The organism is Pseudomonas brassicacearum subsp. brassicacearum (assembly GCF_008801605.1).
In the GTDB taxonomy this organism is placed as follows: domain Bacteria; phylum Pseudomonadota; class Gammaproteobacteria; order Pseudomonadales; family Pseudomonadaceae; genus Aquipseudomonas; species Aquipseudomonas brassicacearum.
In genome coordinates, this window is record NZ_VZPJ01000001.1 from 1,131,488 (window position 1) to 1,153,477 (window position 21,990).

A 21,990-nucleotide genomic window follows, 5' to 3' on the forward strand; every position below is an offset into this window, starting at 1 on the left:
CACCGCTATATATAGTGGCTGCAAGGTGAGGTCAAGCGCAGGGTTGCCCGCTTACCGGCCTCAAGGCTTGGAAAAAATGCTCTCCTCGGCCTGCACCAAAGCAAAGCGTGGCACCTGTTCGCCGTCAACCTCGACGGACTCCTCGAACATGCTCAAGGGACGCACCCAAAAGCCGTAATCGCCATACAGGGCTTGATAGAAGACCACTTCTTCCTCGGTCTCGGAATGCCGCGCGATGCTGAATACGCGGTACTGCGGACCTTTGTAATGCTGGTAGAGCCCAGGTTGTATCGGCATGCTTTGGCCCTCACTCAAATTTTTTCAAAATAAAAACAAAATCTTTTTTACTAAACCCGAAAAAACAAAAACCGGGGCACTTGGCCCCGGCTTCCATCAACGCAACGCTTAGACGCGTTCGAAGACAGTGGCAATGCCCTGGCCGAGGCCAATGCACATGGTGGACACACCAAAGGTGCCGCCATTCTGCTTCATGACGTTGAGCAGCGTGCCGGAGATACGCGCACCGGAGCAACCGAACGGGTGACCCAGGGCGATCGCGCCGCCGTGCAGGTTAACCTTCTCGTTCATCTTGTCGAGCACTTTCAAATCTTTCAGCACTGGCAGGGCCTGTGCGGCGAAAGCTTCGTTGAGTTCGAAGAAGTCGATATCGGCAATACCCAGGCCTGCGCGCTTCAAGGCTTTCTGCGTGGCCGGTACTGGACCATAGCCCATGATCGCCGGATCCACACCCGCCACGGCCATCGAACGAATCACCGCCATCGGCTGGATACCCAGGTCCTGGGCACGTTGGGCCGACATCACGATCATGCACGAGGCACCATCGGTGATCTGCGACGAGGTACCGGCTGTCACGGTGCCGCCCTTCGGATTGAATGCCGGCTTGAGGGCCGCCAGGCTTTCCAGGGTGGTTTCCGGACGAATGGTTTCGTCGAAGTCGAACAGCTTCAGGAAACCGTTCTCGTCGTAGCCCTGCATCGGGATGATCTCATCCTTGAACTTGCCTTCCACGGTCGCCTTGTGGGCGAGCTGGTGGGAGCGCACGCCAAAGGCGTCCTGCTGTTCGCGGGTGATGCCGTGCATTTTGCCAAGCATTTCCGCTGTCAGGCCCATCATGCCCGAGGCTTTCGCCGCGTACAGCGACATGTGCGGGTTCGGATCGACGCCGTGCATCATGCTCACGTGGCCCATGTGCTCGACACCACCGACGACGAACACGTCACCGTTGCCGGTCATGATCGCCTGGGCGGCGGTGTGCAGTGCGCTCATGGACGAACCGCACAGGCGGCTGACGGTCTGGCCCGCCGCCGTGTGAGGAATCTGGGTCATCAGCGAGGCCATGCGGGCGATGTTCCAGCCCTGCTCCAGGGTCTGGTTCACACAGCCCCAGATCACGTCTTCGACTTCGTTGGGGTCGACCTTGACGTTGCGCTCCAGCAGTTTGCTGATCAGGTGCGCCGACATGTCTTCGGCGCGGGTGTTGCGGTGCATGCCGCCCTTGGAGCGGCCCATTGGCGTACGACCGAAGTCGACAATCACGACGTCTCTAGGATTCAAGCTCATAAATGTTCTCTCGCTCTAGTCGTTGGGCGCTTAACCGAAGAAGCTCTGGCCGTTCTTGGCCATTTCACGCAGCTTCGCGGTCGGGTGGTACAGCGCGCCCAAATCAGCGTACTGGTCAGCCAGGGCAACGAACTCGGCGACACCGATCGAATCGATGTAGCGCAGCGCACCGCCACGGAATGGAGGGAAACCGATACCGTAGACCAGACCCATGTCGGCTTCGGCGGCGGTTTCGACAATGCCGTCTTCCAGGCAACGCACGGTTTCGAGGCACAGCGGGATCATCATCCAGTTGATGATGTCCTCGTCGGTGACTTCGCGCTGCTCGTAGACGATCGGCTTGAGCACTTCCAGAACCGACGAGTCGGCAACTTTCTTCTGCTTGCCGCGCTTGTCGGTCTCATAGGCGTAGAAGCCCTTGCCGTTCTTCTGGCCCAGGCGCTTGGCTTCGTAGAGCACGTCGACGGCCGAACGACGGTCGTCCTTCATGCGGTCCGGGAAGCCTTCGGCCATGACGTCGCGACCGTGGTGGCCGGTGTCGATGCCGACCACGTCCATCAGGTACGCCGGGCCCATCGGCCAGCCGAATTTTTCCATGATCTTGTCGATGCGCACGAAGTCCACACCGGCGCTGACCAGCTTGGCGAAACCGCCAAAGTACGGGAACAGCACGCGGTTGACCAAAAAGCCCGGGCAGTCGTTGACGACGATCGGGTTCTTGCCCATTTTCTTGGCGTAGGCCACGGTGGTAGCAACGGCGTGTTCGCTGGACTTCTCGCCACGGATCACTTCCACCAGCGGCATCATGTGCACCGGGTTGAAGAAGTGCATGCCGACGAAGTTCTCCGGACGCTTGAGGGCCTTGGCCAGCAGCGAAATGGAGATGGTCGAGGTGTTCGAGGCCAGGATGGTGTCCTCTTTGACCTTGTCTTCGACTTCAGCCAGTACCGCCTGCTTGACCTTCGGGTTCTCGACAACGGCTTCAACCACCAGGTCGACATGGCCGAAATCGCCGTAGGACAGGGTCGGACGAATGCCGTTGAGCACTTCGGCCATCTTCGCAGCGGTCATGCGACCTTTGTCGACACGGCCGACCAGCAGCTTGGCGGCTTCGGCCAGGCCTTGCTCGATCCCGTGTTCGTTGATGTCCTTCATCAGGATCGGCGTACCTTTGGACGCCGACTGGTAGGCGATACCGCCACCCATGATGCCGGCGCCGAGCACGGCGGCCTGCTTCACGTCACTGGCGATTTCGTCGTAGGCCTTGGCCTTTTTCTTCAGTTCCTGGTCATTGAGGAACAGACCGATCAGGCTTTGCGCAGCCGAGGTCTTGGCCAGCTTGACGAAGCCGGCGGCTTCGACTTCCAGAGCCTTGTCACGACCGAAGTTCGCGGCTTTCTGGATAGTCTTGATCGCTTCGACCGGCGCTGGGTAGTTCGGGCCTGCCTGACCGGCCACGAAACCCTTGGCGGTTTCGAAGGCCATCATTTGTTCGATGGCGTTGAGCTTGAGCTTTTCCAGCTTCGGCTGACGCTTGGCCTTGTAGTCGAACTCGCCGCTGATGGCGCGCTTGATGGTTTCAAGGGCCGCTTCCTGGAGCTTGCCAGGTTCGACCACGGCATCCACGGCACCGACCTTCAGCGCGTCTTCAGCACGGTTTTCCTTGCCGGCGGCAATCCACTCGATGGCGTTGTCGGCACCGATCAGGCGCGGCAGGCGCACGGTGCCGCCGAAGCCTGGGTAGATGCCCAGCTTGACTTCCGGCAGGCCGATCTTGGCCGTGGTGGACATGACGCGGTAATCCGCCGCCAGGCACATTTCCAGGCCGCCACCCAGGGCGATGCCGTTGATGGCCACGACGGTCGGTACGTTGAGGTCTTCGAAGTCGCTGAAAATACGGTTGGCTTCGAGGTTGCCAGCGATCAGTTCGGCATCGGGCAGCTTGAAGTTGTCGACGAATTCGGTGATGTCGGCACCGACGATGAACACGTCCTTGCCGCTGCTGACGATCACACCCTTGATCGAAGCATCTGCCTTGATAGTGTCCACGGCCTGACGCAATTCATTCAGGGTTAGACGGTTGAACTTGTTGACGGACTCACCCTTGAGGTCGAATTTCAATTCGACGATGCCACTTTCAAGAGCCTTAACCGTGATGGCTTTACCTTCGTAAATCATCAACTGATCTCCACGATATGGAAGCTGAACAGTACACGTTGAACGCTGACCACTGGTTCGGCATTGACGTTTACCGTCGATGCTACGCCAATCCGCCAGGCACACCCGTCAACGCGATAGTCGGGGTCTGTAGGAGCATTCTGAAAATACAAACGCTCAATTCATACGCCCGTTTGATTTGGGTACGTCACCTTCACGGAATTTCCGACAATTGTCAATCGCCCTAAACATAGGCGTGAACGCGACTTCTCGGTCATTTCCGTACCGTACGGATCCGCAACACGGCGCCGCATGAGCAGCTATTCATAGGATCAATAATTAGAAAAATCGCCCTAATTCCAGACATATCGGATCCAGCCGTCTACGCTGTCGGGACGCGATTGAAAATTGGGAACAAAGGACGTTACGAACGCACGTCCTGACACGAGATTGATTACCGGCCTGCCTGGCCAACCCGCCCGATGAGACTGTCGGGCTTTTTTATGCCTCAGGCCAGCGCCTTGAGCACCGCGCAAATATCTTGCAAAACAGTCGCTTCGCCCTTCTCGCCCCAGTACAAGGCGATCATTTGCCGATCGGCTTCGACCTTGTAGACGTTGGCCGGCAATTTTTCGAAATGATTGAGCAGGGACTCATCCTGGCAGACTTCTCGCCACTGGTTGACCCAGACGCCTGGCGCAGTCTGCCAATAGCTCCAGACCGCCGGTTCCTTGCCACGCCGGGGCCGGTGGTACTGGGCGCAGGGGTTTGGCGGCTGCTGGCCGAGCCAGTGCGGCCACTCCTGCGGCGCCAGCTGCATGGCCAGGCCCAGGCGTCGTGCTTCCATGCGCAGGGCCATGCGACCGCTCTGAACACGGGACGGACGCAACCATGCCAGTGGACTTAACACCACCAACAGGATTGACACCACTATCCAGACCGTCATATTCGTACTCCCGAATTCTGATGAGCCCATTGAGCCACGTCGCCGTCAATGCGCTTGAAACCAGCCATACTTACCGTATCGCAATTCTCTGGAGTGCTTTCCATGTACTACGAACACGTTCTGGTCGCCGTCGACCTCACTGAAGAATGCGATCCGGTCGTCAAGCGCGCCCTCGCCCTTTGCGAAAGCCGGGACACCAAGCTGTCGCTGGTGCATATCGTCGAACCGATGGCCATGGCCTTCGGCGGCGACGTGCCCATGGACCTTTCCCAATTGCAGCAGCAGCAATTCGACCAGGCCAAGGAACGCCTTGACCGACTGATCGTGAAATACCCTGCCCTGAAGAAGGAATTCAGCCACCTGACCTACGGCCAGCCGCGCCAGGAGATCCATCACCTGGCCAAGGAACAGGGCTGCGACCTGATTGTGGTCGGCAGCCATGGTCGCCACGGCCTGGCGCTGTTGCTGGGCTCGACCGCCAACGACGTGCTGCATGGCGCGCCTTGCGATGTGCTGGCGGTACATCTGGTCAAGCGCACATAACCCCAGACCCTGACCTTGTGGGAGCAAGCTTTGCTCCCACAGGCTCACCCCTACAGGGGAATAGCGTCTCAAATAGAAATCCCGGCGTTCATTGCTGAATTCCGGGATTTTTTTTCAACAGCAGATCAAGCGTCCAGTTCAGCCCAGCGCTCGACCAGTGCGTCCAGCTCGACCTGCAACTGCTCCAGATGCGCGATGACCTTGGCGGTTTCGGCAGCAGGTCGCTGGTAGAAGCCGGCGTCAGCCATCTCGGCTTCCACCGCGGCGATCTGCTGTTCCTTCGCGTCGATGTCACCCGGCAGCGCCTCCAGCTCACGCTGCAGCTTGTAGCTGAGTTTTTTCTTGGCCGGTGCCGGGGTCGCCGCGGCAGCTACCGGGGCTGGCTCGGCCTTGACCACGGCCGAATTCAGGTCGGCCTTGCCAGACTTGCTTTCGGTTACTCCCAGCAGACGCGGCGAGCCGCCCTGGCGCAGCCAGTCCTGATAGCCACCGACGTATTCACGCACCAGGCCTTCGCCTTCGAACACCAGAGTGCTGGTGACCACGTTGTCGAGGAATGCCCGGTCGTGGCTGACCATCAGCACGGTGCCGTTGAAGGTCAGCAACACCTCTTCCAGCAACTCCAGGGTTTCCACGTCCAGGTCGTTGGTCGGTTCGTCGAGCACCAGCAGGTTCGCCGGCTTGCTGAACAACTTGGCCAGCAACAGACGGGCGCGCTCGCCACCCGACAGCGCCTTGACCGGCGTACGGGCACGCTGGGGGCTGAACAGGAAATCGCCAAGGTAGCTCAGCACATGGCGGCTCTGGCCATCGATGTCGATGAAATCGCGGCCTTCGGCGACGTTGTCGATCACGGTCTTTTCCAGGTCCAACTGATGGCGCAACTGGTCAAAGTAGGCGACGTCGATCTTCGTGCCCTCTTCCACCTTGCCATTGGTCGGCACCAGGCCACCGAGCATCAGCTTGAGCAAGGTGGTCTTGCCGGTACCGTTGGCACCCAGCAGGCCGATGCGATCGCCACGCTGCAGCACCATGGAGAAGTCCTTGATCAGGAACGGGCCGCCCGGGTGCGCGAAACTCACATTCTCAAGGACCATCACCTGCTTGCCGGACTTGTCAGCGGTATCCAGCTGGATGTTGGCCTTGCCGGTGCGCTCGCGACGTTCACTGCGCTCCATGCGCAAGGCCTTGAGCGCCCGCACACGGCCTTCGTTGCGGGTGCGACGCGCCTTGATACCCTGGCGAATCCAGACTTCTTCCTGGGCCAGTTTCTTATCGAACAACGCGTTAGCGGTTTCTTCCGCCGCCAGCGCCGCTTCCTTGTGCACCAGGAAGCTGGCGTAGTCGCCGTTCCAGTCGATCAGGCCGCCACGGTCCAGTTCAAGGATGCGGGTCGCCAGGTTTTGCAGGAAGGAACGGTCGTGGGTGATGAACAGCACCGCACCCTGGAAGTCCTTCAAGGCTTCTTCAAGCCAGGCGATGGCGCCGATGTCCAGGTGGTTGGTCGGTTCGTCGAGCAGCAGCAGGTCCGGCTCGGACACGAGGGCCTGGGCCAGCAGGACGCGACGACGCCAGCCGCCGGACAACTCGGCCAGGGTCTTGTCGGCCGGCAATTGCAGGCGGCTCAGGGTGCTGTCGACCAGTTGCTGCAGACGCCAGCCGTCTCGGGCTTCAAGGTCGTGCTGCACGTGCATCAACTTGTCCAGGTCGGCATCGGTGACGATGTTCTGGCTCAGGTGGTGGTACTCGGCCAACAGCGCGCCGACACCGTCCAGGCCTTCGGCGACCACATCGAATACGGTCCGCTCGTCGGCCACCGGCAGTTCCTGGGGCAATTCGCCGATTTTCAGGCCTGGCGCGCGCCAGACCGAGCCGTCATCGGGCTTTTGATCGCCCTTGACCAGCTTCATCATGCTGGACTTGCCAGTGCCGTTGCGGCCGATGATGCACACCCGCTCACCACGGGCGATCTGCCAGGACACCTTGTCCAACAACGGCATAGCGCCGAAAGCAAGGGACACATCGCTGAATTTGAGCAGGGTCATGAGCTTCTCCAAAAACCGGGCGCGCATTCTACCTGAGATGAGGCCTCAAGGTTCCGCCAATTTCGCCACCGAAGCACTCTGTATAACAAATGTTGCGAACTTGCACCGACGGCCCTGCAAAGCTTTCGCCGGCTGCTGGCAAAAGGCTAAGCTACAGACAGTTACCCTGGGTTACCCCTTGGGCTTGTCATGTTTTTTTATGCCCGGACGTCTCATGCGCAGTCGCCTTTTAAGTGTTTTATCGTGTCTTTTTGTATGTGCCACTGCCGTTCAATCCGCGCAGGCGGTGGATATCTCCACTCAACGCCAATATTACGACGAGGCCAAGCGCGCCTTGGCCAAGGGTGATTCCGGCCCTTACTTTCGCTACAGCCAGGCCCTGCGTGATTATCCGCTGGAACCCTATCTGGCCTACGACGAATTGACCGCTCGCCTCAAGAGCGCCAGCAACGCCGAAATCGAGAAGTTCCTCGCCGAACATGGTGACCTGCCCCAGGCCAACTGGATGAAATTGCGCTGGCTGCGTTGGCTGACCGAACGCGGCGACTGGGAGACCTTCGTCAAGTATTACGATCCCAAGCTCAATTTCACCGAACTGGACTGCCTTAACGCCCAGTACCAGCTCAGCCATGGCTTGAAGGCCGAAGGCTATGCCAATACCGAAAAGCTGTGGCTCTCCGGTAAATCCCAGCCCCAGGCGTGCGATGCCTTGTTCGGTCTATGGGCCTCCCAGGGCCAGTTGACCGAACAGAAACGCTGGGAACGCACAAAACTGGCGGCCCAGGCCCGCAACTACCCGCTGGCCAACAGCCTGGTCAGCGGCCTGACCACCCTCGCCCCCCGCGGCAAGCTGCTGGTGGACGTGGCGCAAAAGCCCGAGTTGCTCAACCAGCCCTCGCGCTTCATCCCGGCCGATGAACCGATGTCCGATATCGTCAGCCTCGGCCTGCGTCGCCTGGCCCGCCAGGATCCGGAAAAGGCCATGGCACTGCTGGACGGCTACGCCAGTACCATGCATTTTTCCCGTGATGAAAAAGTTGCGATTGCCCGGGAAATCGGCCTGACCCTGGCCAAGCGCTTCGACAGCCGGGCCTTGGACGTAATGACGAAATACGACCCGGAACTGCGCGATGACACCGTTTCGGAATGGCGCTTGCGCCTGCTGCTGCGCCTGGCCCGCTGGGACGACGCCTACCAACTGACCCGTCGCCTGCCCGAGTCGCTGTCGAGCACCAATCGCTGGCGGTACTGGCAAGCCCGCACGCTGGAACTGGCGCAGCCGCAGAACCCCGAAGCGCTGGCGCTCTACAAGCACCTGGCCCGTGAACGGGATTTCTATGGTTTCCTGGCTGCCGATCGCTCCCAGTCACCGTACTCGCTAGTCAACAAGCCGCTGGTGATGAGCCAGGCGCTGATCAACAAAGTGCGCAACACCCCTGGCGTGCGTCGGGCGCTGGAATTTCATGCCCGTGGGGACATCGTCGACGGGCGCCGCGAGTGGTATCACGTCAGCCGTCATTTCAACCGCGACGAAATGGTCGCCCAGGCCAAACTGGCGTATGACCTGAAGTGGTATTTCCCGGCCATTCGCACCATCAGCCAGGCCAAGTACTGGGACGACCTGGACATCCGCTTCCCGATGGCCCACCGCGACACCCTGGTGCGCGAAGCCAAGATCCGCGGCCTGCATCCAAGCTGGGCGTTCGCCATTACCCGCCAGGAAAGCGCCTTCATGGACGACGCCCGTTCCGGCGTCGGTGCCGCCGGCCTGATGCAACTGATGCCTGGCACCGCCAAGGAAACCGCGCGCAAGTTCAGCATTCCCCTGGCCTCACCACAGCAAGTGTTGAACCCGGACAAGAACATCCAGTTGGGCGCGGCGTACCTGAGCCAGGTTCATAGCCAGTTCAACGGCAATCGCGTCCTGGCTTCGGCGGCCTACAACGCCGGCCCCGGTCGCGTGCGCCAGTGGCTGCGTGGCGCCGACCACTTGAGCTTCGACGTCTGGGTCGAAAGCATCCCGTTCGACGAAACCCGCCAATACGTGCAGAACGTGTTGTCGTACTCGGTGATCTACGGCCAGAAACTCAACTCGCCGCAACCGCTGGTGGATTGGCATGAGCGGTATTTCGATGATCAGTGATTATTAGCGAAAGCTGTTCCTGAGAAGAAAAAATGCCCGCATCGAAAGATGCGGGCATTTCTTTTTGCTCGCTTGCTGGACCTTGTGGGATCGGGCTTGCTCGCGATGGCGGTGGCACCTTCAACATGGATGCAAGCTGGCTCACCGCTATCGCGAGCAAGCTCGCTCCCACAAGGGACCATACTTAGTCGGCTGCCGCCTCCAGGCCAACATTGAACTGCAACGCCGCCAGCCGCGCGTACAGCGCATTGCTGGCAACCAGCTCCTGGTGAGTCCCCACGGCAACCACCTTGCCTTGATCCATCACCGCGATCCGGTCAGCGTTTTTCACCGTGGCCAGGCGGTGGGCGATGACCAGGGTCGTGCGGTTTTTCATCAGGTTGGGCAGGGCTTGCTGGATCAGGTGTTCGCTTTGCGCATCGAGGGCGCTGGTGGCTTCGTCCAGCAGCAGGATCGGCGCGTCCACCAGCAACGCCCGGGCGATGGCCAGGCGTTGGCGTTGACCGCCGGATAACCCGAGACCACCGTCACCCAGGTGGGTCTGGTAGCCGTCGGGCATTTTTTCGATGAAATCGTGGGCGTGGGCAATCTGCGCGGCCTCACGCACCTGCTCGGACGTTGCGCCAGGGTTGCCGTAGCGGATGTTCTCTTCGACCGTGCCGAAAAACAGTGCCGGATTTTGTGAAACCAGGGCGAAGTGACGGCGCAGGTCCAACGGATCAAGTTGAGTCAACGGCACGTCGTCGATCAGTATCTGCCCTTGCACCGGATCGTAGAAACGCAGCAGCAGGTCATACACCGTTGACTTGCCCGCACCGGAAGGCCCGACCAGGGCCAGGGTCTCACCGGCCTTGATAGTCAGGTCGAGGCCGTCGACCGCATAGCTGTCAGGCCGGGAGGGATAGGAAAAACGCACGCCTTCGAGGCGCAGGTCGCCCCGGACCCGCTCCGGCAACGTGACAAGACCTGAAGCCGGCGGCTGGATAATGTTCTCCGAACGCAGCAACTCGGCAATGCGCTCTGCCGCACCCGCCGCCCGTTGCAGCTCGCCGATCACCTCGCTCAGGGTGCCGAAGGCACTGCCGACGATCAGGCTGTAGAACACGAATGCCGCCAGCTCACCGCCGGAAATCCGCCCGGCGATCACATCCATGCCGCCGACCCAGAGCATCACCCCCACCGCGCCCAGCACCAGCACGATCACCAGGGTGATCAGCCAGGCCCGCTGGGCGATGCGCTTGCGGGCAGTGTCGAAAGCCTGTTCCACCGTCACGGAGAATCGTTGTTCGTCCTGGACCTGGTGGTTGTAGGCCTGCACGGTCTTGATCTGCCCAAGGGTTTCGGAGACGTAGCTGCCGACGTCGGCAATCCGGTCCTGGCTCTGGCGCGACAAGCTGCGCACCCGACGACCAAAGACCAGGATCGGTGCCAATACCAGCGGCAGGGCAATCACCACGATGCTGGTCAACTTGGGATTGGTGATGAACAGCAGCACGATGCCGCCTACCACCATCAAGGCGTTGCGCAAAAACAACGACAGCGACGAACCGATCACCGATTGCAGCAAGGTCGTATCGGCGGTCAGCCGCGACTGGATTTCCGAACTGCGGTTGTTTTCGTAGAAACCGGGGTGCAAGTACACCAGATGGTTGAAGACCTGCCGCCGGATATCGGCCACCACCCGCTCGCCGATCCAGGACACCAGGTAAAAACGTGAAAACGTACCGATCGCCAACCCCACCACCAGTATCATGAACAGGCCGATGGATTGATTGAGCAGGTGCGGTGAGCGGGTCATGAAGCCCTGATCCACCAGCAACCGGATGCCTTGGCCCATGGACAAGGTAATACCGGCGGTGACAATCAGGGCCAGCAAGGCGCCGACGACCTGTTTGCGGTAAGGGGCGATGAAGCCGCTGGCCAGGCGTATGGCACGGCGATGTCGGGAAGAAAGCATCAAGGGCATCCGATAATGCAGCAGGAAAAAGGCCGGCCAGCGACGCCAAAGCGTAGCGGAACCAAATTGAATCAGAATGAGTCAGGTTAAATATGACCACAACGACTAGAGGCTAGATGTTATCGGTCTAAAGTCTGGCTGGAAACGCAACTATGTTTCTGATTGAGTGGAGGTGTCGCCATGAACCTACAAGGAGTGTCATGGCTCGGTCACCTGGCGACATTAAAGTAGGCACACAACCTGATGAGGAGACAGGCCATGTCCTTGCAACACAGCAGCGACGACAAGATTCAAGTAATCCGCACGCAACCGGACCAGTCTCTGGGCTGCTCGTTCATCGATGCCCAAGGGCGCGAAGTACCGATCACCGAAGACATGATCCAGAAAGCCTGCAGCGAGCTGGAAAAACGACTGGTCAAGCCTGCCGAACAAAAGTGATACAGCCCGTCTTCAATTGGACCCGACCTTGATGTCGGGTTTTTTATGCCTGCGAGAAACGTTGTGGGAGCAAGGCTTGCCCGCGATGCAGGCACCTCGGTCCCCTGACCGCGTCATCGTTCATCGCGAGCAAGCTTTGCTCCCACAACCCAGCGCTGTCACGATCTGTTGCAAGGCCGCCGACTGCCCCTCGATACCAACCTTCAGGCTGTCGATTTCCCGCCGTGGCGGGTAGTGCTTGCGCAAGGCGTCGAACGCGCTGCGTTGTTCGCCGACTGTGCCCACCAGGCTGCGGCGAAAGTTCGCGTCGTCACCACGGGGGTCGTACACGCTCCGGCACAGCGCCGCCAAGGCCCAGGCCGGGTCGGTTGCGGCATCCAGGGTGATGCCACCCAGCCAAGGCCGAGGCAACAGGTCGCTGAGGCTGACTTCAACCGGCCGCTCCATGAAAGCGCACAAGGCCTGGTAGATCTGGGCGGTGCCACGCTGGCGGCCATCGAGACTGTAACCGGCAATGTGCGGGGTGGCGATCACGCACAAATCGGCCAGGTCCACATCCACGGTGGGCTCCTGCTCCCAGACATCCAGCACCGCTTGCAGGTCTTCGCGTTCCAGCAACACTTCACGTAGCGCGGCATTGTCGATCACCGGGCCGCGGGCCGCGTTGATCAGCCAGGTCCCGGGCTTGAGCTGGTTCAGACGCGCTTCGTCGAACAGGTGCCAGGTCGGTTGCTCGCCGTCGCGGGTCAACGGTGTATGCAGGCTGATCACATCGCACTGCTCGATGATCTGCTCCAGGCTCACATAGTCGCCCCCTTCGGCGGCCTGACGCGGCGGATCGCAGACCTTCACGGTCCAGCCCAGCCCCTTGAGCACCTCGATCAACCGCCCGCCCACCTGGCCTGCGCCGATCACACCGAAGGTTCGTTGCTCAAGTTGCGCGCCTTCGATTTCTGCCAGGGTCATCAGGCTGCCCAGCACATAGTCCACCACGCCACGGGCATTGCAGCCCGGCGCGCTGGCCCAGCGGATACCAGCCTCGGCAAGATAGTCCAGGTCCAGGTGATCGGTGCCGATGGTGCAGGTGCCGACGAAGCGCACCTTGCTGCCTTCCAGCAGCGCCCGATTGACCTGGCTGACCGAACGCACCAGCAGCACATCGGCTTGCTCGACCATCGTCCGGTCGATCCCCCGGCCCGGCACCCGGCGGATTTCGCCGAATCCTTGGAAAAATGCATCAAGCAGGGGGATGTTTTCGTCGGCGACGATCAGCATGGCAAAGCTCCTTTGGCGGGAGGGGCAGTGTAGGCGTTCCGTTGGGCCTGTGCATTACCCGGAGCGAATGATGTTGTGGCGAGGGAATGTATGTGGGAGCAAAGCTTGCTCGCGATGCCGGCGCCTCGGTTCCTCGGCAGACCGCATCATCTTCATCGCGGGCAAGCCTTGCTCCCAAAGGTGCTCGAAAACTGAAAAAACGATTACAAATCCACAACACAGGATTTTTCCTGACCACTGTGTCAAAGCGTAGAATTCGCCGCCTTGCGCTTAATCTTTTCGGACGCTTTCCCTGTGAACCCTGCAATCGATACCCCCACCACCCTCTCCCGCCCGGCCCGGGTTCGTCTTGAACTCAGGACCTTGCTGGCCCTGGCCTTGCCGATCATGGTGGCGCAACTGGCAACCACCGCCATGGGGTTTGTCGATGCGGTGATGGCCGGTCGGGTTGGCCCGCGGGACCTGGCCGCCGTGGCTTTGGGCAACTCGATCTGGGTGCCGGTGTTCCTGTTGATGACCGGCACATTGCTGGCGACCACCCCGAAAGTTGCCCAGCGCTTCGGCGCCGGTACGTTCGACGAGATCGGGCCGCTGGTGCGCCAGGCGCTGTGGCTGGCATTGGTGGTGGGGTTGATCGCCACACTGGCGCTGTTCAGCGCCGAACCGATCCTGCACATCATGAATGTCGACCCCGAACTGATTGGCCCATGCATGGAATACCTGCGGGGCATCGGCACGGGCCTGCCGGCCGTGGCGCTGTATCACGTACTGCGCTGCTTCAGCGACGGCCTGGGACGCACGCGGCCAGCGATGGTGCTGGGGCTGTGTGGGCTGGCGCTGAACATTCCGCTCAATTACATCTTCATCTATGGGCACCTCGGCGTGCCCGCCATGGGCGGCGTCGGTTGCGGCTGGGCCACGGCCATCGTGATGTGGGTCATGGCCCTGGGCATGGCCGGGTGGGCCCGCTGGGCACCGGCCTATCAGTCGAGCCGGCTGTTCAGCCGTTTCGACTGGCCGCAATGGGCGGTCATCAAGCGCCTGCTGGGCATCGGCTTGCCGATTGGCATTGCGGTGTTCGCCGAATCGAGCATTTTCGCGGTGATCGCGCTGCTGATCGGCAGCCTCGGTGCCACGGTGGTGGCCGGGCACCAGATCGCGCTGAACTTCAGCTCCCTGGTGTTCATGATCCCCTACTCCCTGGGCATGGCCGTCACGGTGCGGGTCGGCCAGGCCCTGGGTCGTCGTCAGCCTCGCGAAGCGCGCTTCGCCGCTGGTGTGGGCATGGGCACGGCCCTGGCGTACGCCTGCCTGTCGGCGAGCCTGATGTTCGCGCTGCGCGGGCCTATCGCGGCGATCTATACCGCCGATCCGGTGGTGATCGACGTGGCTTCGATGCTGATCGTCTACGCGGCGCTGTTTCAGTTTTCCGATGCGATCCAGGTCACGGCGGCAGGCGCGTTGCGCGGCTTCCAGGACACCCGGGTAACGATGATCCTGACCCTGTTCGCCTATTGGGGCATCGGCCTGCCGGTGGGTTACGCCCTGGGCCTGACCGACTGGCTCGGTGCCGCCAGCGGCCCGAGCGGATTGTGGCAAGGCCTGATCGTGGGCTTGAGCTGCGCGGCGCTGATGCTGTCGATCCGCCTGGCACGCAGCGCGCGCAAGCAGATCCGCATCAGCCGCTCGACGGATTAAGCGAGTTTCTTGCGGATCCAGTAGAGGTAAGTGCCCGCTTCCTCCTGCTGGGCCACCAGTTCGTGGTCCAGGAACACGCAAAACTTGGGGATGTCGCGGCGAGTCGAGGGGTCGGTGGCGATGACTTTCAGCAGGCCACCGGGGGCCAGGTCGCGGATGTGCTGGTGCAGCATCATCACCGGTTCCGGGCAATTGAGCCCCGTGGCATCCAGCGTGCCGTCGACCGGCGTGTCGTTCATTTCACTCATGTTCTACTCCTGAAACTGGCCGGCATTGTCGCGCAATGTCGGTTCTGAGCAAAGCCTGTGGGGCGGCAAACATGTGAGAGCAAGACTATGGGAGCAAGGCTTGCCCGCGATGCAGGCACCTCGATCTCCGGACCGCGTCATCGTTCATCGCGAGCAAGCTTTGCTCCCACGGGGCTTTTTCGTGTCCAACCGCCGCAGATGGCACGTCACTTCCTCGCGGTCGTGGTACAGCTGCTTGCAACCGATCTCGACCTTGATCCCCCGAGCCTTGAACCCCTCGGCGATGCGTTCGAGCAGGCGCTTGACCTCGGCATAACGCTGTTTCATCGGCAGCTTGAGGTTGACCACGGCCTCGCGGCAATGCCCTTCGCCAATCCACTCTTCCAGCATCGCCGCGTTGCGTGCCGGTTTCTCGACGATATCGCAGACCATCCAGTCCACCGGCTGCTTGGGCTTGAACGTGAAGCCGTCTGCCATCAGATGCTGCACCAGGCCGGTGTCCATCAGGCTTTCGGCCATCGGGCCATTGTCGATGGCGGTCACCAGCATGCCCCGGTTGACCAGTTGCCAGGTCCAGCCACCCGGCGCGGCGCCGAGGTCCACGCCGGTCATGTCGCTGTGCAGGCGCTCGTCCCACTGATCCCGGGGAATGAAATGGTGCCAGGCCTCTTCAAGCTTGAGGGTGGAACGACTCGGCGCTTCCCGGGGAAACTTCAGGCGGGGAATGCCCATGGGCCACATCGCCGAGTTATCGGATTCGGCCAGGCCCAGGAACACTTCGCGGCCACTCTTGAAAGTCAGCAGCAGGCGCGGCTTGCGCGAGTCGTCCACCAGCTTGCCGGCGCCAATCAGCGCCTTGCGCAACGGGCCTTCGAATTTTTTGCAGAAGTTCGACAGTTCCTTGCCGTCGTTGGTATCCACCACTTCCAGCCACAGGCTGCCACAGGTCGGGAAAGCGGCCATGTGGGCCAGGATGACGCTGATGCGATCGGTTTCCGGCAAATCGATGAACGTACCGCGCGCCCACTGGCGCGGAAAAATCAGTTCGGCGAAACGCTGGCCGCCCATCAGCCGCTCGGCGCCGTCGTCTTCGGTGCAGACAAATTCAGCGCAGGCACTGGCCGGTTTGGCCTTGGCGTAGCCGGCCACGTTGAGCCGGGCCGCGTGTTCGGCGATCTCGGAACAGACCTCGCCTTCGAAGCCTGGCCGGCAGTGCATGAAAAGCGTGTTCATTGAAACTCCGTAGCAAAGCCTGTCACGAAAACCGCCGCATGATAGCGGAGTTCGGAACCGCGAACCTGCCCATAGAGTCCAGTGATTAGTCATACGCTCAAAACAGGGCTAGGTTAAAGGCTCTGTCCGTTCCGTCAGTCCGTAGCCGTGCGGACTCAAAGGAGTGATTTCAATGCCGTCCCTCGATAGCCTGAAAACCCTTAAAACACTGCAAGTCGACGCCAGGACCTACCACTACTTCAGCCTGCCGGATGCCGCCCGAAGCCTGGGCGACCTGGACAAACTGCCCATGTCGTTGAAGGTACTGCTGGAAAACCTGCTGCGCTGGGAAGATGAAAAAACCGTCACCGGCACCGACCTCAAGGCCCTGGCCGGGTGGCTCAAGGAGCGCCGTTCCGACCGCGAGATTCAATACCGCCCCGCCCGGGTGTTGATGCAAGACTTCACCGGCGTCCCCGCCGTGGTCGACCTGGCCGCCATGCGCGCCGCCGTGGAAAAGGCCGGCGGCGATCCCCAGCGGATCAACCCGCTGTCGCCGGTGGACCTGGTGATCGACCACTCGGTGATGGTGGACAAATTCGCCAGCAGCCAGGCGTTCGAGCAGAACGTCGACATCGAAATGCAACGCAACGGCGAACGCTACGCCTTCCTGCGTTGGGGCCAGAGCGCTTTCGACAACTTCAGCGTGGTGCCGCCGGGCACTGGCATCTGCCATCAGGTCAACCTCGAATACCTGGGCCGCACCGTGTGGACCAAAGAGGAAGACGGTCGCACCTACGCGTTCCCCGACACCCTGGTGGGCACCGACTCCCACACCACCATGATCAATGGCCTCGGCGTGCTGGGCTGGGGCGTCGGCGGGATCGAGGCGGAAGCCGCCATGCTCGGCCAACCGGTGTCGATGCTGATTCCCGAGGTCATCGGCTTCAAACTCATCGGCAAGCTGCGCGAAGGCATCACCGCCACCGACCTGGTGCTGACCGTCACGCAGATGCTGCGCAAGAAAGGCGTGGTGGGCAAATTCGTCGAGTTCTATGGCGACGGCCTTGCCGACCTGCCCCTGGCCGACCGCGCCACCATCGCCAACATGGCCCCGGAATATGGCGCCACCTGCGGTTTCTTCCCGGTGGACGATGTGACCCTGGATTACTTGCGCCTGTCGGGACGCCCAGCGGAAACGGTGAAATTGGTCGAGGCCTATTGCAAGGCCCAGGGCCTGTGGCGCTTGCCCGGCCAGGAACCGGTGTTCACCGACACCCTGGAGCTGGACATGAGCAGCGTCGAAGCCAGCCTCGCCGGACCGAAACGCCCGCAGGACCGGGTCTCGTTGCCGAATGTCGGCCAGGCTTTCAGCGACTTCCTGGGGTTGCAGGTCAAACCCACCAGCAAAGAAGAAGGTCGCCTGGAAAGTGAAGGTGGCGGTGGCGTCGCGGTGGGCAATGCCGATCAGGTGGGCGAAGCCGAATATGAATTCGAAGGCCACACCCATCGCCTGAAAAACGGCGCGGTGGTGATTGCCGCCATTACTTCGTGCACCAACACCTCCAACCCCAGCGTGATGATGGCCGCCGGGCTGCTGGCGAAAAAAGCCGTGGAGAAAGGCCTGACCCGCAAGCCTTGGGTCAAGAGTTCCCTGGCGCCGGGCTCCAAGGTGGTCACCGACTACTACAAGGCGGCCGGCCTGACCGAGTACCTGGATAAACTTGGTTTCGACTTGGTGGGCTATGGTTGCACCACCTGCATCGGCAACTCCGGACCATTGCCGGAGCCCATCGAAAAAGCCATCCAGAAAGCCGACCTGACGGTGGCCTCGGTATTGTCAGGCAACCGCAACTTCGAAGGCCGGGTGCATCCACTGGTGAAGACCAACTGGCTGGCCTCGCCGCCACTGGTGGTCGCCTATGCCCTGGCCGGCACGGTGCGTATCGATATCAGTAGCGAGCCGCTGGGCAACGACCGGGACGGCAAGCCGGTGTACCTGCGGGACATCTGGCCCAGCAGCCAGGAAGTGGCCGCCGCCGTGGCCCAGGTCAACACCAGCATGTTCCACAAGGAATACGCCGCCGTGTTTGCCGGTGACGAGCAATGGCAAGCCATCGAAGTGCCGCAAGCGGCGACTTACGTCTGGCAGGACGACTCGACCTACATCCAGCACCCGCCGTTCTTCGACGACATCGACGGGCCGCCACCGGCTGTCAGGAACGTCGAAGGCGCCCGGGTCCTGGCCCTGCTGGGAGACTCGGTGACCACCGACCACATCTCCCCGGCTGGCAATATCAAGGCGGACAGCCCGGCCGGTCGCTACCTGCGCGAACAAGGCGTGGAGCCGCGAGACTTCAACTCCTACGGGTCCAGGCGCGGCAACCACCAGGTGATGATGCGCGGCACCTTCGCCAATATCCGCATTCGCAACGAAATGCTCGACGGCGAAGAAGGCGGCAACACGATCTACATTCCCAGTGGCGAACGAATGCCGATCTACGACGCCGCCATGCTGTACCAGGCCGCGGGCACACCATTGGTGGTGATCGCCGGCCAGGAATATGGCACCGGGTCGAGCCGGGACTGGGCAGCCAAGGGCACGAACCTGCTGGGGGTCAAGGCGGTGATCGCCGAAAGCTTCGAGCGTATCCATCGCTCCAACCTGGTGGGCATGGGCGTGCTGCCGTTGCAGTTCAAGCTCGACCAGAACCGCAAGAGCCTGAACCTCACGGGCAAGGAAACCCTGGACATCCTCGGGCTCAACAACGTCGAACTGACGCCGCGCATGAACCTGCCCCTGGTCATTACCCGCGAGGACGGCAGCCAGGAGCGAATCGAAGTGTTGTGCCGGATCGATACCTTGAATGAAGTGGAATATTTCAAGGCCGGCGGGATCCTTCACTATGTGTTGCGGCAATTGATTGCCAGTTAAAGATAAGCACCCCTGTGGGAGCGAGCTTGCTCGCGATAGCGGTAGAACAGCCAACATCGATGTTGTCTGACAACCCTCTATCGCGAGCAAGCTCGCTCCCACAGGTTCTGCGGCTGCCTGACCGTCATTAGTGTTTTAACAGGCGGCGTTTTTGCACGAGCCTGCCTATAATCCCGTCGGCACTCACGGAACAGAGTCAGCCAACGGCTTGCACCCTCCTACGCATGAACCTGCATGGATACAAAACGTGTTCTTTGCGCGACCTGGCGGCGTCATAGACGCGGCGGCCACTTTCGCCCAAAGCTCTACCGTCTAAAAGGATGTTATATGCCCGCTTTACCTTGGCCCTACCTGGCCATGCTCGCCATCGGCTATGGCCTGGCCCTGGCTTACGGTCAGTTGGCCTGGACCGCCCTCATCTCAGTCGCGCTATTGCTGTTCGCCGGGTATGCCGTTCGCCAGCAACCCATGCCAATCGGCCGGTTTCTCGGTCACATTCTATTTGTGGTAATGGCCCTGGCGTTGGCCTTGCATTGGATGCCCGGCTTCTTCAACGGGCGGGTGATCCCCGCGCAACGCTTGACCGACGACGCGGCGCCATTTGCCATGTACCTCAACCAGGACAAGCCCCTGATCGGATTCTGGCTGCTGCTGGCCTGCCCCTGGATTGTCGGTCGGCGCTCGTTGCGCCTGTCGGTCTATGCCACGGCCCTGGGTCTGGCGCTGAGCGCGGTGCTGGCCCTCGGCGGGGCGATGCTGCTGGGCATGATCCACTGGGCACCAAAGTGGCCGGAGCACGCCTGGCTGTGGGTGTTCAATAATCTTTTATTGGTGACGCTCGTGGAGGAAGCGCTGTTTCGCGGCTACATTCAGGGAGGCTTGAGCCAGCGCTTCAAACACCTGAGTTACGGCGACAACCTGGCGCTGCTCCTGACCTCGCTGCTGTTCGGCCTGGTACACGCTGGCGCAGGTTGGCAATGGGTGCTGCTGTCGGGCCTGGCGGGGGTCGGCTACGGCCTGGCATATCGTTTTGGCGGCCTGGGTGCGGCGATTGCCACGCATTTTCTCCTCAATCTGCTTCATTTCGCCCTATTTACCTACCCGATGCTGGCGTGATAGCGACAGGCAAAAATAACTTCAATTTAAACCTGACACCGCCGACAACCTTTCATAGCCTTTCAAAGCCTTGCGGATCTACACACATGCGTAACAACCAACCCGTCACACAACGCGAAAGGACCTTCCCGGCCCAGCAACGATTGATTTCGACCACCGACGCCAAGGGCGTGATCACCTACTGCAACGACGCATTCGTTGACATCAGCGGGTATTCGAAGGAAGAACTGATTCGTTCGCCGCACAATCTCGTGCGCCATCCCGACGTCCCATCCGCGGTGTTCGCACACATGTGGGGTACGCTGAAACAAGGCTTGCCATGGATGGGCATCGTCAAGAATCGCAGCAAGAACGGCGACCATTACTGGGTCAACGCCTATGTCACGCCTGTGTTCGAGGGCAATCAGGTGGTCGGCTACGAATCGGTGCGGGTCAAGCCCTCCGCCGAACAGATCGCCCGGGCCGAAGCGCTTTATCAACGCATCAACCAAGGCAAGTCCGCGGTTCCGGGCAGCGACAAATGGGTGCCCATGCTGCAGGACTGGCTACCGTTTATCCTGGTCAGCCAGTTGAGTTTCGTCGTCGGCGCGTTCCTGGATTCCTCCTGGGGCTTTGCCCTGGCGGCCGTGCTGGCGGTGCCCTTGGGGCTGATGGGCCTGCAATGGCAGCAACGCGGGATCAAGCGCCTGCTGCGCCTGGCCGAACAGACCACGTCCGACCCGCTGATCGCCCGGATGTACACCGACAGCCGCGGCGTCCAGGCACGCCTGGAGATGTCGATCCTCAGCCAGGAGGCGCGCCTGAAAACCTGCCTGACCCGCCTGCAGGACACCGCCGAGCACCTTAACGACCAGGCTCGCCAGTCCAACACCCTGGCCCATGACAGTTCCAGCGGTCTGGAGCGCCAGCGGGTGGAAACCGAACAGGTCGCCACGGCCGTCAACCAGATGGCCGCAACGACCCAGGAAGTCGCCAGCCACGTGCAGCGCACCGCCGATGCCACCCAGGAAGCCAACCGCCTGACCAGCCGCGGCCGCGACATCGCCGGCGAAACCCGCGAAGCCATCGAGCGCCTGTCGGTGGTGGTCGGCGAAACCGGGCAGACCGTGACCCAGTTGGCCAAGGACAGCGACGAGATCGGTGGCGTGGTAGACGTGATCAAAGGCATCGCCGACCAGACCAACCTGCTGGCCCTCAACGCCGCCATCGAAGCGGCCCGTGCCGGGGAGATGGGCCGTGGTTTTGCCGTGGTGGCTGACGAAGTGCGGCAACTGGCACAACGCACCAGCGAATCCACCGGGCAGATCCACGCCCTGATCGCCAAGCTCCAGCAGACCGCCACCAACGCCGTGCAGACCATGGACGCTGGCCATCGCCAGGCCGAAGAAGGCGTGGCCCGGGTCATGGAAGCGGACGAGGCGCTGGTGGGGATCAGCGAAGCGGTGGCCCACATCACCGACATGACCACCCAGATCGCCGCCGCCACCGAGGAGCAAAGCTCAGTGGCCGAGGAGATCAGCCGCAACATCAGCAACATCTCGGCTCTCGCCGACCAGACCTCTGGCCAGGCTCACAGCTCGGCGCTGCTGAGCGAAGAGCTGACCCGCACGGCCAACACGCAGTATTCGTTGGTGGAGCGGTTTAATCGCTGATAGATGTTGGCTTGATCAAAAAACCCGGACAGCGAAAGCTTCCG

At 61.3% G+C, this 21,990-nt stretch carries 16 protein-coding genes; 7 read left to right on the plus strand and 9 right to left on the minus strand.

Annotation, left to right across the window (positions count from 1 at the left end; translation table 11 throughout):
• Positions 1-60 precede the first annotated feature (60 nt).
• The 4 genes from F7R20_RS05105 to F7R20_RS05120 all read right to left on the minus strand — a co-directional run bounded on the left by F7R20_RS05105 (position 61) and on the right by F7R20_RS05120 (position 4,684).
• The gene (locus F7R20_RS05105; protein ID WP_003199644.1) at positions 61-297 is read right to left on the minus strand and encodes a DUF1653 domain-containing protein; all 237 of its coding nucleotides are present in this window, start codon (positions 295-297) and stop codon (positions 61-63) included.
• Between the two features lie 108 nt (positions 298-405).
• Positions 406-1,581: an acetyl-CoA C-acyltransferase FadA gene (gene fadA, locus F7R20_RS05110; protein ID WP_003199643.1), complete on the minus strand. Its 1,176-nt coding sequence runs from the start codon at positions 1,579-1,581 to the stop codon at positions 406-408.
• Between the two features lie 30 nt (positions 1,582-1,611).
• Positions 1,612-3,759, minus strand: a complete 2,148-nt coding sequence (gene fadB, locus F7R20_RS05115) for a fatty acid oxidation complex subunit alpha FadB (protein WP_003199641.1) — start codon at positions 3,757-3,759, stop codon at positions 1,612-1,614.
• Between the two features lie 487 nt (positions 3,760-4,246).
• Positions 4,247-4,684: a hypothetical protein gene (locus F7R20_RS05120; protein ID WP_003199638.1), complete on the minus strand. Its 438-nt coding sequence runs from the start codon at positions 4,682-4,684 to the stop codon at positions 4,247-4,249.
• Between the two features lie 102 nt (positions 4,685-4,786).
• Here F7R20_RS05120 and F7R20_RS05125 point away from each other — a divergent pair, with 102 nt between their 5' ends.
• Entirely contained in the window at positions 4,787-5,227 is a 441-nt protein-coding gene (locus F7R20_RS05125) for a universal stress protein (RefSeq protein WP_003199636.1), read from the plus strand.
• Between the two features lie 125 nt (positions 5,228-5,352).
• Here the strand turns inward: F7R20_RS05125 and F7R20_RS05130 are convergent, their stop codons facing one another.
• Positions 5,353-7,272 carry an ATP-binding cassette domain-containing protein gene (locus tag F7R20_RS05130; RefSeq protein ID WP_003199634.1) on the minus strand — a complete coding sequence of 640 codons (1,920 nt, stop codon included), beginning with the start codon at positions 7,270-7,272 and terminating at the stop codon, positions 5,353-5,355.
• Positions 7,273-7,486: 214 nt separating this feature from the next.
• Between F7R20_RS05130 and F7R20_RS05135 the strand changes: the two genes are divergently transcribed.
• Positions 7,487-9,415: a transglycosylase SLT domain-containing protein gene (locus F7R20_RS05135; protein ID WP_003199632.1), complete on the plus strand. Its 1,929-nt coding sequence runs from the start codon at positions 7,487-7,489 to the stop codon at positions 9,413-9,415.
• A gap of 184 nt (positions 9,416-9,599) precedes the next feature.
• On the opposite strand, the gene F7R20_RS05145 is transcribed toward F7R20_RS05135, so the two are convergent.
• The gene (locus F7R20_RS05145; RefSeq protein ID WP_162276481.1) at positions 9,600-11,381 is read right to left on the minus strand and encodes an ABC transporter transmembrane domain-containing protein; all 1,782 of its coding nucleotides are present in this window, start codon (positions 11,379-11,381) and stop codon (positions 9,600-9,602) included.
• Positions 11,382-11,630: 249 nt separating this feature from the next.
• Here F7R20_RS05145 and F7R20_RS05150 point away from each other — a divergent pair, with 249 nt between their 5' ends.
• Entirely contained in the window at positions 11,631-11,810 is a 180-nt protein-coding gene (locus tag F7R20_RS05150) for a PA1571 family protein (RefSeq protein WP_003199629.1), read from the plus strand.
• 120 nt (positions 11,811-11,930) lie between these two features.
• Here the strand turns inward: F7R20_RS05150 and pdxB are convergent, their stop codons facing one another.
• Positions 11,931-13,085: a 4-phosphoerythronate dehydrogenase PdxB gene (gene pdxB / locus F7R20_RS05155; RefSeq protein WP_003199627.1), complete on the minus strand. Its 1,155-nt coding sequence runs from the start codon at positions 13,083-13,085 to the stop codon at positions 11,931-11,933.
• Positions 13,086-13,379: 294 nt separating this feature from the next.
• On the opposite strand from pdxB, the gene F7R20_RS05160 reads away from it, so the two are divergent.
• The gene (locus tag F7R20_RS05160; protein WP_003199625.1) at positions 13,380-14,783 is read left to right on the plus strand and encodes an MATE family efflux transporter; all 1,404 of its coding nucleotides are present in this window, start codon (positions 13,380-13,382) and stop codon (positions 14,781-14,783) included.
• On the opposite strand, the gene tusA is transcribed toward F7R20_RS05160, so the two are convergent.
• Both tusA and rlmM read right to left on the minus strand, forming a co-directional pair.
• Positions 14,780-15,031: a sulfurtransferase TusA gene (tusA, locus tag F7R20_RS05165; protein ID WP_003183455.1), complete on the minus strand. Its 252-nt coding sequence runs from the start codon at positions 15,029-15,031 to the stop codon at positions 14,780-14,782. The genes F7R20_RS05160 and tusA overlap by 4 nt on opposite strands.
• Positions 15,032-15,175: 144 nt before the next feature.
• Positions 15,176-16,264 (minus strand): 23S rRNA (cytidine(2498)-2'-O)-methyltransferase RlmM, encoded by a 1,089-nt coding sequence (gene rlmM / locus F7R20_RS05170; RefSeq protein ID WP_003199623.1) that lies wholly within the window; start codon positions 16,262-16,264, stop codon positions 15,176-15,178.
• 172 nt (positions 16,265-16,436) lie between these two features.
• On the opposite strand from rlmM, the gene acnA reads away from it, so the two are divergent.
• The 3 genes from acnA (at position 16,437) to F7R20_RS05185 (ending at position 21,946) form a co-directional block, all read left to right on the plus strand.
• On the plus strand, positions 16,437-19,178 hold the full coding sequence (gene acnA / locus F7R20_RS05175; protein ID WP_003199621.1) for an aconitate hydratase AcnA: 2,742 nt from the start codon (positions 16,437-16,439) through the stop codon (positions 19,176-19,178).
• Between the two features lie 327 nt (positions 19,179-19,505).
• Positions 19,506-20,294, plus strand: coding sequence for a CPBP family intramembrane glutamic endopeptidase (locus F7R20_RS05180; protein WP_003199620.1), 789 nt, complete (start codon positions 19,506-19,508; stop codon positions 20,292-20,294).
• 86 nt (positions 20,295-20,380) lie between these two features.
• Entirely contained in the window at positions 20,381-21,946 is a 1,566-nt protein-coding gene (locus tag F7R20_RS05185; protein WP_003199618.1) for a methyl-accepting chemotaxis protein, read from the plus strand.
• The last annotated feature ends 44 nt before the right edge of the window (positions 21,947-21,990 follow it).

Excerpts from the sequence above, each read along its gene's own strand:
- F7R20_RS05185 (WP_003199618.1), top strand. The coding sequence starts at position 20,381 with ATGCGTAACAACCAACCCGTCACACAACGCGAAAGGACCTTCCCGGCC.
- pdxB (WP_003199627.1), bottom strand. The coding sequence starts at position 13,085 with ATGCTGATCGTCGCCGACGAAAACATCCCCCTGCTTGATGCATTTTTC.
- fadA (WP_003199643.1), bottom strand. The coding sequence starts at position 1,581 with ATGAGCTTGAATCCTAGAGACGTCGTGATTGTCGACTTCGGTCGTACG.
- F7R20_RS05145 (WP_162276481.1), bottom strand. The coding sequence starts at position 11,381 with ATGCCCTTGATGCTTTCTTCCCGACATCGCCGTGCCATACGCCTGGCC.
- F7R20_RS05105 (WP_003199644.1), bottom strand. The coding sequence starts at position 297 with ATGCCGATACAACCTGGGCTCTACCAGCATTACAAAGGTCCGCAGTAC.
- F7R20_RS05125 (WP_003199636.1), top strand. The coding sequence starts at position 4,787 with ATGTACTACGAACACGTTCTGGTCGCCGTCGACCTCACTGAAGAATGC.
- tusA (WP_003183455.1), bottom strand. The coding sequence starts at position 15,031 with ATGAGTGAAATGAACGACACGCCGGTCGACGGCACGCTGGATGCCACG.
- F7R20_RS05130 (WP_003199634.1), bottom strand. The coding sequence starts at position 7,272 with ATGACCCTGCTCAAATTCAGCGATGTGTCCCTTGCTTTCGGCGCTATG.
- F7R20_RS05150 (WP_003199629.1), top strand. The coding sequence starts at position 11,631 with ATGTCCTTGCAACACAGCAGCGACGACAAGATTCAAGTAATCCGCACG.
- fadB (WP_003199641.1), bottom strand. The coding sequence starts at position 3,759 with ATGATTTACGAAGGTAAAGCCATCACGGTTAAGGCTCTTGAAAGTGGC.
- rlmM (WP_003199623.1), bottom strand. The coding sequence starts at position 16,264 with ATGAACACGCTTTTCATGCACTGCCGGCCAGGCTTCGAAGGCGAGGTC.
- F7R20_RS05180 (WP_003199620.1), top strand. The coding sequence starts at position 19,506 with ATGCCCGCTTTACCTTGGCCCTACCTGGCCATGCTCGCCATCGGCTAT.
- F7R20_RS05135 (WP_003199632.1), top strand. The coding sequence starts at position 7,487 with ATGCGCAGTCGCCTTTTAAGTGTTTTATCGTGTCTTTTTGTATGTGCC.
- F7R20_RS05120 (WP_003199638.1), bottom strand. The coding sequence starts at position 4,684 with ATGACGGTCTGGATAGTGGTGTCAATCCTGTTGGTGGTGTTAAGTCCA.
- acnA (WP_003199621.1), top strand. The coding sequence starts at position 16,437 with ATGCCGTCCCTCGATAGCCTGAAAACCCTTAAAACACTGCAAGTCGAC.